Below are 12,539 nucleotides of genomic sequence, written 5' to 3'. Positions count from 1 at the left end.
GACGACGCGGCGGGAGGCCTCGGTGACCGGAGGCGGCCCGCACGGCGTCGTGAAAGGTTTCAACTGGGTTGCCGGGACGTTAGGCGGGCCAGCCATGTCACGTCAATGGGTCCGTGTCGAAAAGTTTTCGATAGATAAAGGTCACGGAGGAGTCACGGAGAGCGGGGTTGGTCAGAGTGCTTGACACCCCTTCGGGCGACTCATAGCTTGCCGTTCTGAATCGTTTCATTAAATCGGTAGGAGCCCAGCAGTGACCGATGTCGCCGCGGTGAAGGCCGCGCTGAAGACCCAGGCCGTCGAGACGCCGTCGTGGGCGTACGGGAACTCCGGGACCCGCTTCAAGGTGTTCGCGCAGCTGGGTGTGCCGCGCACCCCGCGGGAGAAACTGCAGGACGCCGCCAAGGTGCACGAGTTCACCGGCGTCGCGCCGACCGTCGCGCTGCACATCCCGTGGGACAGGGTCGACGACTACGCGGCGCTGGCGAAGTTCGCCGAGGAGCACGGGGTGCGGCTCGGCGCCATCAACTCCAACACCTTCCAGGACGACGACTACAAGCTGGGCAGCATCTGCCACCCGGACGCGGCGGTGCGCCGCAAGGCCGTCGGCCATCTGCTGGAGTGCGTCGACATCATGGACGCGACCGGCTCCACCGATCTGAAGCTGTGGTTCGCCGACGGGACGAACTATCCCGGCCAGGACGACATCCGGGCCCGGCAGGACCGGCTCGCCGAAGCACTCGCGGAGGTCTACGCGCGGCTCGGTGAGGGGCAGCGGATGCTGCTGGAGTACAAGTTCTTCGAGCCGGCGTTCTACACGACGGACGTGCCGGACTGGGGGACGGCGTACGCGCACTGTCTGAAGCTCGGTCCGAAGGCGCAGGTCGTGGTGGACACCGGGCACCACGCGCCGGGCACCAACATCGAGTTCATCGTGGCGACGCTGCTGCGCGAGGGGAAGCTCGGCGGGTTCGACTTCAACTCGCGCTTCTACGCGGACGACGACCTGATGGTGGGCGCGGCCGATCCGTTCCAGCTGTTCCGGATCATGTACGAGGTGGTCCGCGGGGGCGGATTCACCCCGGACGTGGCGTTCATGCTCGACCAGTGCCACAACATCGAGGCGAAGATCCCCGCGATCATCCGGTCGGTGATGAACGTCCAGGAGGCGACGGCGAAGGCGCTCCTGGTGGACCGGGACGCTCTTGCCGCCGCGCAGCGGGACGGTGATGTGCTCGGTGCGAACGCCGTGCTGATGGACGCGTTCAACACCGATGTGCGGCCGTTGCTGCGTGAGGTGCGCGAGGAGATGGGGCTGGACCCCGAGCCCCTTGCCGCGTACGCCCGGTCCGGGTGGGCCGAGAAGATCGTGGCCGAGCGGGTCGGTGGGCGGCAGGCCGGGTGGGGGGCGTGAGCGTCTGCCGGGTTCTGTCGTATGCGGGCTGCGGGCCGTCGGTGGTTGATCGCGCAGTTCCCCGCGCCCCTTTCTCCAGGCACCCTCTCTTCTAAGGAACCGATGGTCATGGCTACTCATCCCGAAGCCGCCGCTCTGCTCGCCCGTTCGCATCGGCTGGGATCCGATCCCCGCAACACCAACTACGCCGGCGGGAACGCGTCCGCCAAGGGCACCGACACCGATCCCGTCACGGGGGGTGAGGTGGAGCTGATGTGGGTGAAGGGGTCCGGGGGCGATCTCGGGACGCTGACCGAGGCGGGGCTGGCCGTGCTGCGGCTGGACCGGCTGCGGGCCCTCGTCGACGTGTACCCGGGGGTCGAGCGCGAGGACGAGATGGTCGCCGCGTTCGACTACTGCCTGCACGGCAAGGGCGGGGCGGCGCCGTCGATCGACACCGCCATGCACGGGCTCGTCGACGCCCGGCACGTCGATCATCTGCATCCGGACTCCGGTATCGCGCTGGCGTGCGCGGCGGACGGGGAGAAGCTGACCGCGGAGTGTTTCGGCGACAGCGTGGTGTGGGTGCCGTGGCGGCGGCCCGGGTTCCAGCTCGGGCTGGACATCGCCGCGGTGAAGGAGGCGAACCCGCGGGCCATCGGGTGCATCCTCGGCGGGCACGGGATCACCGCGTGGGGGGACACGGCTGAGGAGTGCGAGCGCAACTCGCTGCACATCATCCGCACCGCGGAAAAGTTCCTGGCGGAGCGGGGCAAGGCGGAGCCGTTCGGGCCCGTCGTCGAGGGCTACGGCGCGCTGCCCGAGGGCGAGCGGCGGGAGCGGGCGGCGGCGCTGGCGCCGTATGTGCGGGCCATCGCCTCGCAGGACCGGCCGCAGGTCGGGCACTTCACCGACACGGACGTGGTGCTGGACTTCCTGGCCCGCGCCGAGCACCCGCGGCTCGCCGCGCTCGGCACCTCCTGCCCCGACCACTTCCTGCGCACGAAGGTCCGCCCGCTGGTCCTCGACCTGCCGCCGGCGGCCCCGCTGGAGGAGGCGGTCGCGCGGCTGCGTGAGCTGCACGCCGCGTACCGCGAGGAGTACGCCGCCTACTACGAGCGGCACGCCGAGCCGGACTCCCCCGCGATGCGCGGCGCCGACCCGGCGATCGTGCTGGTGCCCGGCGTCGGCATGTTCAGCTTCGGCAAGGACAAGCAGACCGCGCGGGTGGCGGGCGAGTTCTACGTCAACGCGATCAACGTGATGCGGGGCGCCGAGGCGGTGTCGGCGTACGCGCCGATCGAGGAGTCGGAGAAGTTCCGCATCGAGTACTGGGCGCTGGAGGAGGCCAAGCTCCGGCGGATGCCGAAGCCGAAGCCGCTCGCCACGCGGGTGGCGCTGGTGACCGGCGCCGGCAGCGGGATCGGCCGGGCCATCGCGCACCGGCTGGTGGCCGAGGGCGCGTGTGTCGTCGTCGCCGATCTGAACGGGGAGAACGCGGCCGCCGTGGCCGAGGAGCTGGGCGGGCCGGACAAGGCGGTCGCCGTGACGGTGGACGTGACCTCCGAGGAGCAGATCACGGAGGCGTTCAAGGCGGCGGTGCTGGCCTTCGGCGGGGTGGACCTGGTGGTCAACAACGCGGGCATCTCCATCTCCAAGCCGCTGCTGGAGACGTCCGCGAGGGACTGGGACCTGCAGCACGACATCATGGCCCGCGGCTCGTTCCTGGTGTCGCGGGAGGCGGCGCGGGTGATGATCGCGCAGGGGCTCGGCGGGGACATCGTCTACATCGCCAGCAAGAACGCCGTGTTCGCCGGCCCGAACAACATCGCTTACTCCGCGACCAAGGCCGACCAGGCGCACCAGGTGCGGCTGCTGGCGGCCGAGCTGGGCGAGCACGGCATCCGGGTCAACGGGGTCAACCCGGACGGGGTGGTGCGCGGCTCGGGTATCTTCGCGGGTGGCTGGGGCGCGCAGCGCGCGGCCGTGTACGGGGTGCCGGAGGAGAAGCTGGGCGAGTTCTACGCCCAGCGGACGCTGCTGAAGCGGGAGGTGCTGCCGGAGCACGTGGCGAACGCGGTGTTCGCGCTGACCGGCGGGGACCTCACGCACACCACCGGTCTGCACGTCCCCGTCGACGCGGGCGTCGCCGCCGCCTTCCTGCGGTGAGCGCGCTCGTGAAGTCGTACGCCGCGGTCGACCTCGGCGCGTCCAGCGGGCGCGTCATGGTCGGCCGCGTGGGCCGGCACGAACTGGAGCTCACCGAGGCGCACCGCTTCCCGAACCGGCCCGTGCGGCTGCCCGAGGGACTGCGCTGGAACATCCTCGGGCTGTACGCGGGGGTGCTGGAGGGGCTGCGGGCGGCCGGTCAGGTGGACTCCGTCGGCATCGACAGCTGGGCGGTGGACTACGGCCTGCTGGACGCGGACGGGGCGCTGCTCGGCAACCCGGCGCACTACCGGGACGCGCGCACCGAGGGCATCGCGGAGTCGGTGTGGGCGACGGTCCCCGCCGCGGAGCTGTACGCGGCCACAGGCATCCAGTACGCGCCGTTCAACACGCTGTACCAGCTGACCGCCGCCCGCTCCTCCGCCCAGTTCGCCCGGGCCGAGCGGCTGCTGCTGATCCCGGATCTGATCACTTACTGGCTGACCGGCGAGCAGGGCACCGAACTGACCAACGCGTCCACGACCCAGCTCGTCGACCCGCGCACCGGGGACTGGTCGTACGACGTGGCGGCGCGGCTGGGCATCGACCTGAGCCTGTTCGCGCCGCTGCGCCGGCCCGGCGATCCGGCGGGCGTGCTGCGCGCCGAGGTGCTGGAGGAGACCGGGCTGACCGGCCCGGTTCCGGTGACGGCGGTCGGCTCGCACGACACCGCGTCCGCGGTGGCGGCCGTACCGGCGACCGGCGAGCGGTTCGCGTACATCTGCACCGGCACCTGGTCGCTGGCCGGGCTGGAGCTGCCCGCCCCGGTGCTGACCGAGGAGAGCCGGGCCGCCAACTTCACCAACGAGCTGGGGCTGGACGGCACGGTCCGCTATCTGCGCAACATCATGGGGCTGTGGCTGCTCCAGGAGTGCGTGCGGGCCTGGGGCGAGCCGGAGCTGGGCGAGCTGCTGCGGGCGGCGGCCGTGGTGCCGGCGCTGCGGTCCGTGGTGGACGCGGGCGACGCGGCGTTCCTCGCGCCGGGCCGGATGCCGGAGCGGATCGCCGGGGCGTGCCGGACGTCGGGGCAGCCGGTGCCCGAGACGCCGGCCGAGGTCACCCGGTGCATCCTCGACTCGCTCGCACTCGCCCACCGGCGGGCCGTCGAGGACGCCCAGCGGCTCGCCGGGACGTCCGTGGACGTGGTGCACGTGGTCGGCGGCGGGGTGCGCAACGCGCTGCTGTGCCAGCTGACCGCCGACGCGTGCGGGCTGCCGGTGGTGGCCGGGCCGACCGAGGCGGCGGCCCTCGGCAACGTCCTGGTGCAGGCGCGCGCCCACGCTCTGGTGGGCGACCGCGCCGACATGCGCCGGCTGCTCACCCGCACCCAGCCGCTGACCCGCTACGAACCGCGGGGGGACACGGCGCGCTGGCGGGCCGCGCAGGACCGCCTCGGCGCGCGCTGACCGCCGGGATCCGGCCCGTCCGTGGAGCGGGCCGGACTTCACGCCCTCCCCGTCGTCCCCGCACTACCCTGCCCCCATCCGATGACCGACCCCGAGGAGCCGCGATGCGTGTCGCCCTGTTCCTGACCTGTGTCAACGACACGCTCTATCCGGGCACCGGGCGTGCCGTGGTGCGGCTGCTGACCAGGCTGGGCGTGGAGGTCGACTTCCCGATGGCGCAGACCTGCTGCGGGCAGGCGCACTACAACACCGGCTACCGGCACGAGGCGGAGCCGCTGGCGCGGCACTTCGCCGAGGTCTTCGGCGCGTACGACGCGATCGTGACGCCGTCCGGGTCGTGCGGGGCGATGGTGCGGGAGCTGTATCCGCGGATGGGTGAGCGGGCGCGGGCGGAGGGCCGCGGCGAGTCGCTGGCCGCGGCGCTGGCGCCGGTGGTGCCGAAGACGTACGAGCTGACGGAGTTCCTGGTGGACGTGCTGGGAGTGACCGATGTCGGCGCGTACTACCCGCACACGGTCACGTACCACCCGACCTGTCACGGGCTGCGCGGCCTGGGTCTGGGCGACCGGCCGCGGCGGCTGCTGGAGGCGGTGAAGGGGCTGGAACTGGTGGAGCTGCCGGGCGCGGAGGAGTGCTGCGGTTTCGGCGGCACGTTCGCGCTGAAGAACGCCGACGTCTCCGCGGCGATGGGCGCGGACAAGGTGCGCAACGCCGAGTCGACCGGCGCCGGGGTGCTGTGCGCGGCCGACAACTCCTGTCTGATGCACATCGGCGGGACCATGGCGCGGCTGCGGTCGGGGATGCGCCCGGTGCACATCGCGGAGATCCTGGCGAGCACGGAAGAGGAGCCCCTGGCATGAGCGGTACGTATCTCGGGATGCCGGCGTTCCCGGCCGCCGCGCACGAGGCGGTGCGCGATGCGACGCTGCGCGGGAACCTGCGGCACGCCACGCACACGATCCGCGCCAAGCGCGCCAAGGCGGTCGCCGAGGTGGAGGACTGGGCGGCGCTGCGCGAGGCGGGCAAGCGGATCAAGGACCATACGCTGCGTCACCTGGACCGCTATCTGGTGCGGTTGGAGGAGTCGGTGACGGCGGCCGGCGGGGTCGTCCACTGGGCCGCGGACGCGGCGGAGGCCAACCGGATCGTCACCGAACTGGTGCGGGCGACCGGCGAGTCGGAGGTCGTCAAGGTCAAGTCGATGGCCACGCAGGAGATCGGCCTGAACGAGGCCCTGGAGGCGGCGGGCATCCGCGCCTACGAGACCGATCTCGCCGAGCTGATCGTGCAGTTGGGCCACGACCGGCCCTCACACATCCTCGTGCCCGCCATCCACCGCAACCGCGGCGAGATCCGCGACATCTTCCGCGAGGAGATGGCCGCGTGGGGCCGCCCGGCCCCCGAGGGCCTGACCGACACGCCCGCCGAACTCGCCGAGGCCGCCCGGCTGCACCTGCGGGAGAAGTTCCTGCGCGCCAAGGTCGGTGTCTCCGGCGCCAACTTCATGGTCGCCGAGACCGGCACGCTGGTGGTCGTGGAGTCCGAGGGCAACGGGCGGATGTGCCTCACCCTGCCCGAGACGCTGATCTCGGTCGTCGGCATCGAGAAGATCGTGCCGACCTGGCGGGACCTGGAGGTCTTCCTCCAGACCCTCCCCCGCTCCTCGACGGCCGAGCGGATGAACCCGTACACCAGCATGTGGACGGGCACCACGGACGAGGACGGCCCGAGGACCTTCCATCTGGTCCTGCTCGACAACGGCCGCACCGACACCCTCGCCGACGAGGTCGGCCGCCAGGCCCTGCGCTGCATCCGCTGTTCGGCCTGCCTCAACGTGTGCCCGGTGTACGAGCGGGCGGGCGGCCACGCCTACGGCTCGGTGTACCCGGGTCCGATCGGCGCGATCCTCAGCCCTCAGCTGCGGGGCACCGGCAGTGAGATCGACGCGTCGCTGCCGTACGCGTCGTCGCTGTGCGGCGCCTGCTACGAGGTGTGCCCGGTCGCCATCGACATCCCCGAGGTGCTGGTGCATCTGCGGGAGCGGGTGGTCCAGGGCGGGCCGGCCGTCCGTGAGGGCAACAAGGTGCTGCTGCGGCCCGCCAAGGGGCACGCGGCGGAGCGGGCGGCGATGCGGGCGGCCCGCTGGGCGCTGAGCCGCCCCGGCGCGCTGCGGGCCGGGCAGCGGCTCGCCTCCCGCACCCGCCGGCTCCACCCGCGCACCCTGCCGGGGCCCGGCCGGGCGTGGAGCGGCGGCCGGGAGCTTCCGCCGGTGCCGGCGGAACCGTTCCGGGACTGGTGGCAGCGGACGCGGGGCGGAAAGGACGGCGCGAAGTGAACAGCAGGGACCGGATCCTGGGCCGGGTGCGGCGGGCACTGGCCGGCGTGGAGCGCGAGGACGCGCCGTACGACGAGGTGGTCGCCCGCGGCTATCTGCGGGAGCACGGGGACCGGTCGGTCACCGAGACGGTGGACCTCCTGGCCGAGAACCTGGCGGACTACCGGGCGCTGGTCCACCGCTGCACGGCCGCAGAACTGCCGCCCGTGATCGCCGGGTTGCTGTCCGCGCGCGGCTCGCGGACCGTCCTGGTGCCGCCCGGCCTCGATCCGGGCTGGCTCGCCCGGTCCTCGGCGGAACTGGTGGCGGACCGGGCGGAGTCGACCCCGCACGAGCTGGACCGCGTGGACAGCGTCGTCACGGCCTGCGCGGTGGCGATCGCCGAGACCGGCACGATCGTCCTGGACGGCGCCCCCGACCAGGGCCGCCGCCGCATCACGCTCATCCCCGACCATCACATCTGCGTCGTCCGCGTGCCCGGCCAGGTCGTCGCCTCCGTCCCCCAGGCCCTCGACCGCCTGACCCCCACCCGCCCGTTGACCTGGATCTCCGGCCCGTCCGCGACCAGCGACATCGAACTGGACCGGGTGGAGGGCGTACACGGCCCGCGCACGCTGGAGGTGGTACTGGTGACCGGGGAGCCGGGCGGTGGGGACGGTGCCGGCGGTGCCGGCGGGGCGGGCGGTGCCGGCGGGGCGGACGCCCTCGTGTAGCGATCCTTCACTGCGGGGTGCCTCGTGAGAGGTCACCCCGCCAGGGGGGCGGCCAGGGCAAGGGCTCGGCTATGCGGGCACCCCGCACGCCGAGGCCGGCGCGGGCCAGCCGGAGGAACTGAAGGCGCGCTTGCCGGAACTCCTCGTAGGCCTGGTCCCAGCCGTCCTGTCCGGCTGTCGGGAGCTCGCGGGCCAGCCACTCCAGATGCCACAGGCAGTGGTTCAGCCGGACGGCGGCGGTGTTCGTCCCGACGTCTCCGAGGAGCCACACCGTCTCGGCGAGCGCCGAACGCCGCACCTCGGCCTCCGCGACCTCGGCGAGGACCTCGTCCGTGGGTTCCAGCGGCGCGGCCCCGCTCGCCGTGATGCCCCGGGCGACGGCTATGCGCCGGTACTGGTGCGCGAGGCTCTTCACCGCGTGCGCGTAGTCGGCGTAGGCGTTCAGGCGGCGCTCGTCCCAGCGGACGGACTGCTCCCGGCGCCACCGGGCCCTTTCCACGACCATGGTCGCCGCCATCGACACAACCGCGCCCAGCACCACGCCGAGCAGCGCCGCCAGTTGACCAGTCAGAGCCATGAGTGGTTCATAACCAGGCACTTGGAGCGTCAAGCGCGCGTGGGCCGCGTCATGGGGAGAGTCCGGTCCGGTGGGTAACCGCACCCCATGGGTGACATTCTCGTGGGCACGTGTTCGTGGACCGACCGGGAGCTGGTCGGCAGTGGCTGGTATCCGCGCGGGCGGCGGGACGCCGAGGGGCGGCTGCGGCACTATGCCGAGCGGTTCCCGGTCGTGGAGGTGGACGCGTCCTACTACGCGCTGCCCGGTGAGCGGAACAGCCGGCTGTGGGCCGAGCGGACGCCGGACGGGTTCGTGTTCGACGTGAAGGCGTTCTCGTTGCTGACGGGGCATCCGACGCGCGGCGCGGTGATGCCGGACGGGCTGCCCGCCGACAGCCGGGATCCGGCGGTGCTGGACGAGGTGTGGGCGCGGTTCCGCGCGGGGATCGCGCCGCTGCGGGAGGCGGGGCGGCTGGGGAGTGTGCTGTTCCAGTTCCCGCCGTGGCTGCGGCCGGGGGCTTGGGCGGAGGAGTTCCTGGCGCAGTGCGCCGAGCGGACGCGGGGGTGGCCCGTCGCCGTGGAGTTCCGGCACCCCGCGTGGTGGCTCGACGAGCGGGCCGAGCACACGCGCGCGCTGCTCGCCGGATACGGCATGGCGGCCGTCGCCGTCGACATGAACCGGTCGCTGCCGTCGTCGATACCGCCGGTCACCCCGGTCACCTCGCCGCGGCTGTCCGTCGTCCGGTTCCACGGGCGCAGCACCGCGTGGGGCACCGGCAGCAAGGAGGACCGGTTCCGCCACGCCTACGACGACGCGGAACTCGTCGAGTGGGTGCCGCGGCTGTGGTCCCTCGCCGAGCGGGTCGAGGAGGTGCACGTGCTGTTCAACAACTGCTGCGGCGACGCGGCCGTCCGGGCCGCCGAGGCCATGCAGCGGCTGCTGGGGCAGTCCCCCGCCCTCGCAGAAGACGTGACACCGTCGGTGAACAAGCGCTTAGATAGGTGACCGGTTCCCGACGCCGCCTGGAGGCCCTCGTGTTCACTTCCGTCGACGACGTCTCCGCCCGCCTCGCCGAGACCGGCTACCTGGCCTCCCCGGCGGTCGCCACCACCGTCTTCCTCGCCGACCGGCTGGGCAAGCCGCTGCTGGTGGAGGGCCTCGCCGGAGTCGGCAAGACGGAGCTGGCCAAGGCCGTGGCCCAGGTCGCGGGGGCGCGGCTGGTGCGGCTGCAGTGCTACGAGGGCGTCGACGAGTCACGGGCGCTGTACGAGTGGAACCACGCCAAGCAGCTGCTGCGGATCAGCGCCGGACGCGACGAGACCTGGGACGAGACCCGCACGGACATCTTCAGCGAGGAGTTCCTGCTGCCGCGCCCGCTGCTCACCGCGATCCGCGGCGACGACCCGAAGGTCCTGCTGATCGACGAGACCGACAAGGCGGACGTCGAGGTGGAGGGCCTGCTGCTGGAGGTGCTCAGCGACTTCCAGGTGACGGTGCCGGAACTGGGCACGGTCACCGCCACCCGGCGGCCCTTCGTGGTGCTCACCTCGAACGCCACCCGCGAGCTGTCCGAGGCGCTGCGCCGGCGCTGTCTGTTCCTGCACATCGGCTTCCCCGAGGAGGAGCTGGAGCGGCGGATCGTCCGGCTGAAGGTGCCGGGGCTCGGCGAGGCGCTGGCCGCGTCCGTGGTGCGGGTGGCCGGGGCGCTGCGCGCGATGGACCTGCGCAAGGCCCCGTCGGTGGCGGAGACGATCGACTGGGCGCGCACCCTGCTCGCGCTGGGTGCCGGCACGCTCGACGAGGGTGTCGTGCGGGACACCCTGGGCGTCCTGCTCAAACACCAGGACGATGTGCTGAAGGCCGCGGCCAAGCTGGACCTGGACGCCGTATGATGGCCGCCGGAACGGACGTCGCGGCACGGCTGACCGCCCTCGTCGCCGCGCTGCGCTCGCACGGCGTGCGCGTCGGCACCGGTGAGACGGTGGACGCGGCGCGGGCGGCACAGGCGCTGGGGCTGGCCGACCGTGAGCTGCTGCGCGAGGGCCTGGCCGCCACGCTGCTGCACACCACCGGGCAGCGGCGGCTGTTCGACCAGGTCTTCGACCTGTACTTCCCGCGCGGTGTCGGCGCGCCGGGCAGTGAACCGGGAGACGGCCGGGGCGGGGAGCCGGCCGGTCGGGAGGACCTGCGCGAGCGGCTGGCCGCGGCGCTCGCCGCGAACGACGTCGCCCTGATGGGCCGGCTGGCGATCGAGGCCGTCGGCGGTCTCGGCGCGTACGGGAGTTCACCCGGGTCGGACGGCTGGTCGGCGTACCAGACCCTGGAGCGGCTGCGCCCGCAGACCCTGCTCGCCCGGGTGCGCGACGACGTCCGCGCGCGAGGCGGCGGCGCGGGGTTCGCGGACCGGCTGCTGGAGGACGAGATCCGGCGGCGCATCGAGGTGTTCCGGGGACAGGTGGCCGCGGAGGCACGGCGCCGGGTGGCGGAACGGCGCGGACGGGACGAGATCGCCCGGCGCGCGGTGGCACCGACCGCGGACCGGGTGGACTTCCTGTACGCCGGGAGGGACCGGCTGGCCGAGCTGCGCCGGACGGTGCGACCGCTGGCCCGCACCCTGGCCACCCGGCTGGCGGCGCGGCGCCGGCGCGCCGCGCGCGGCACGATCGACCTGCGGCGCACCGTGCGCGGCTCGCTGTCGACGGGCGGGGTGCCGATGCGGCCGGTACTGCGCCGACGACGGCCCGCGCGGCCCGAACTGGTGCTGCTGTGCGATGTGTCCGGGTCGGTCGCCGGTTTCTCCGACTTCACGATGCTGCTGGTGCAGGCCCTGCACGACCAGTTCAGCAAGGTACGGGTGTTCGCCTTCGTCAACCGGATCGACGAGGTGACGGGACTGCTGACGCACGGCGCGGCCGACGCCGAAGGCCTGAGCGGACGCATCCGGGAGCACTCCCGGCTGACGGGCTGGCACGACAGCAGCGACTACGGCGCCGCGCTCGGCGAGTTCGCCGAGCGGTACGGCGCCGCGGTGGGGCCGCGGACGACCGTGTTCGTGCTGGGTGACGCGCGGACCAACATGGCCGACCCGAACCTCCCGGCGCTGCGCCGGATCGCCGGGCAGGCGCGCCGCGTGTACTGGCTCAACCCGGAGCCCCGCGCCCAGTGGGGCACGGGGGACTCCGCGGCCCCCGACTACGCCGAGCTGGTCGCGATGTACGAGTGCCGCACCGCGCGCCAACTCGGCGCCCTGGTCAGCCGGTTGCTACCGGTCTGAGCAGATCGTCGGTTCAGCCCTCCTTCGGCTTGGCGTACTCCTTGGCGGTCTGTCCCTCGAAGTCGAAGGCCACGCACGGCTCGTCGCCCACGACCCACGCGTCGTGTCCGGGTGAGCAGACGAAGACCTCGCCCGGGCCGACCTCGGCCTCGGCGCCGTCGTCCATGCGGATGTGCAGATGGCCCTTGACGACATAGCCGTTGTGGTTCATCTGACAGCTCTCCGTGCCCGCGATCGGCCCCACGTCCTGGGACCAGCGCCAGCCCGGCTCGAAGGTCGCCACGGCGAAGTCGCACCCGCTCAGGTGGACGGCCTCCATGTGCCCGTGCGGGAAGTCCCGCCGCTCGTCCGGCTTGTCGAGCATCTTCATCTCCAGCATGATGCTCTCCTCCCTTCCGGCCGCGTCCGCCACGGCCGGGGGCCGGTCCCCGTCTCCCCTGCGGCGCAGGCGGCACCGGCGGCGGCCGGGCCCCTCACGTCCATCGTCCGCCTGGGGGTGGGGGGCCGCCATTCGATGTTCGACCTTCTACCTTTCGATGTGCGATCTTCGATGTGCGACGTTCGATGGCGGACGGTAGACGGCGGAGGGGCGGGCGGCGGGCAGCAGACGGCGGGCCGCGGGCGGCGGAGGCGGACGGCGGGCGGCGGAGGCGG

At 72.9% G+C, this 12,539-nt stretch carries 11 protein-coding genes; 9 read left to right on the top strand and 2 right to left on the bottom strand.

Annotation, left to right across the window (positions count from 1 at the left end; genetic code table 11):
- Positions 1–250 precede the first annotated feature (250 nt).
- From rhaI to AB0K92_RS18045, 6 genes are all read left to right on the top strand, one after another.
- Positions 251–1,411 carry an L-rhamnose isomerase gene (gene rhaI / locus AB0K92_RS18070; protein WP_365923959.1) on the top strand — a complete coding sequence of 387 codons (1,161 nt, stop codon included), beginning with the start codon at positions 251–253 and terminating at the stop codon, positions 1,409–1,411.
- A 108-nt stretch (positions 1,412–1,519) separates the two neighbouring features.
- On the top strand, positions 1,520–3,559 hold the full coding sequence (locus AB0K92_RS18065; RefSeq protein ID WP_365923957.1) for a bifunctional aldolase/short-chain dehydrogenase: 2,040 nt from the start codon (positions 1,520–1,522) through the stop codon (positions 3,557–3,559).
- An 8-nt stretch (positions 3,560–3,567) separates the two neighbouring features.
- Positions 3,568–5,004, top strand: coding sequence for a rhamnulokinase family protein (locus AB0K92_RS18060; protein WP_365924121.1), 1,437 nt, complete (start codon positions 3,568–3,570; stop codon positions 5,002–5,004).
- Positions 5,005–5,108: 104 nt separating this feature from the next.
- Entirely contained in the window at positions 5,109–5,864 is a 756-nt protein-coding gene (locus tag AB0K92_RS18055) for a (Fe-S)-binding protein (RefSeq protein WP_365923955.1), read from the top strand.
- Complete coding sequence (locus AB0K92_RS18050; RefSeq protein ID WP_365923953.1) at positions 5,861–7,339, top strand: LutB/LldF family L-lactate oxidation iron-sulfur protein; 1,479 nt, start codon at positions 5,861–5,863, stop codon at positions 7,337–7,339. The genes AB0K92_RS18055 and AB0K92_RS18050 overlap by 4 nt, the downstream gene beginning before the upstream one ends.
- Positions 7,336–8,052: an LUD domain-containing protein gene (locus AB0K92_RS18045; RefSeq protein WP_365923951.1), complete on the top strand. Its 717-nt coding sequence runs from the start codon at positions 7,336–7,338 to the stop codon at positions 8,050–8,052. Before AB0K92_RS18050 ends, AB0K92_RS18045 begins: the two co-directional genes overlap by 4 nt.
- Before the next feature lie 7 nt (positions 8,053–8,059).
- Here the strand turns inward: AB0K92_RS18045 and AB0K92_RS18040 are convergent, their stop codons facing one another.
- Positions 8,060–8,629, bottom strand: a complete 570-nt coding sequence (locus AB0K92_RS18040) for a hypothetical protein (RefSeq protein ID WP_365923949.1) — start codon at positions 8,627–8,629, stop codon at positions 8,060–8,062.
- An 87-nt stretch (positions 8,630–8,716) separates the two neighbouring features.
- Between AB0K92_RS18040 and AB0K92_RS18035 the strand changes: the two genes are divergently transcribed.
- From AB0K92_RS18035 to AB0K92_RS18025, 3 genes are read left to right on the top strand one after another with little or no spacing between them, the layout of a single operon-like run.
- Positions 8,717–9,616 carry a DUF72 domain-containing protein gene (locus AB0K92_RS18035; protein ID WP_365923947.1) on the top strand — a complete coding sequence of 300 codons (900 nt, stop codon included), beginning with the start codon at positions 8,717–8,719 and terminating at the stop codon, positions 9,614–9,616.
- 29 nt (positions 9,617–9,645) lie between these two features.
- Positions 9,646–10,503, top strand: coding sequence for a MoxR family ATPase (locus AB0K92_RS18030; RefSeq protein WP_365923945.1), 858 nt, complete (start codon positions 9,646–9,648; stop codon positions 10,501–10,503).
- Positions 10,500–11,885: a VWA domain-containing protein gene (locus AB0K92_RS18025; RefSeq protein ID WP_365923943.1), complete on the top strand. Its 1,386-nt coding sequence runs from the start codon at positions 10,500–10,502 to the stop codon at positions 11,883–11,885. The genes AB0K92_RS18030 and AB0K92_RS18025 overlap by 4 nt, the downstream gene beginning before the upstream one ends.
- Before the next feature lie 13 nt (positions 11,886–11,898).
- On the opposite strand, the gene AB0K92_RS18020 is transcribed toward AB0K92_RS18025, so the two are convergent.
- Entirely contained in the window at positions 11,899–12,264 is a 366-nt protein-coding gene (locus tag AB0K92_RS18020) for a cupin domain-containing protein (RefSeq protein ID WP_365923941.1), read from the bottom strand.
- Positions 12,265–12,539 lie beyond the last annotated feature (275 nt).

This window comes from Streptomyces sp. NPDC052687, assembly GCF_040678395.1.
In the GTDB taxonomy this organism is placed as follows: Bacteria; Actinomycetota; Actinomycetes; order Streptomycetales; family Streptomycetaceae; genus Streptomyces.
This window is presented reverse-complemented; position numbering and strand designations above follow the sequence as displayed.

Bases quoted from the DNA above. Each gene is read 5' to 3' on its own strand.
- AB0K92_RS18040 (WP_365923949.1), bottom strand. From the start codon at position 8,629: ATGGCTCTGACTGGTCAACTGGCGGCGCTGCTCGGCGTGGTGCTGGGC.
- AB0K92_RS18035 (WP_365923947.1), top strand. From the start codon at position 8,717: ATGGGTGACATTCTCGTGGGCACGTGTTCGTGGACCGACCGGGAGCTG.
- AB0K92_RS18050 (WP_365923953.1), top strand. From the start codon at position 5,861: ATGAGCGGTACGTATCTCGGGATGCCGGCGTTCCCGGCCGCCGCGCAC.
- AB0K92_RS18055 (WP_365923955.1), top strand. From the start codon at position 5,109: ATGCGTGTCGCCCTGTTCCTGACCTGTGTCAACGACACGCTCTATCCG.
- AB0K92_RS18020 (WP_365923941.1), bottom strand. From the start codon at position 12,264: ATGCTGGAGATGAAGATGCTCGACAAGCCGGACGAGCGGCGGGACTTC.
- AB0K92_RS18025 (WP_365923943.1), top strand. From the start codon at position 10,500: ATGATGGCCGCCGGAACGGACGTCGCGGCACGGCTGACCGCCCTCGTC.
- AB0K92_RS18065 (WP_365923957.1), top strand. From the start codon at position 1,520: ATGGCTACTCATCCCGAAGCCGCCGCTCTGCTCGCCCGTTCGCATCGG.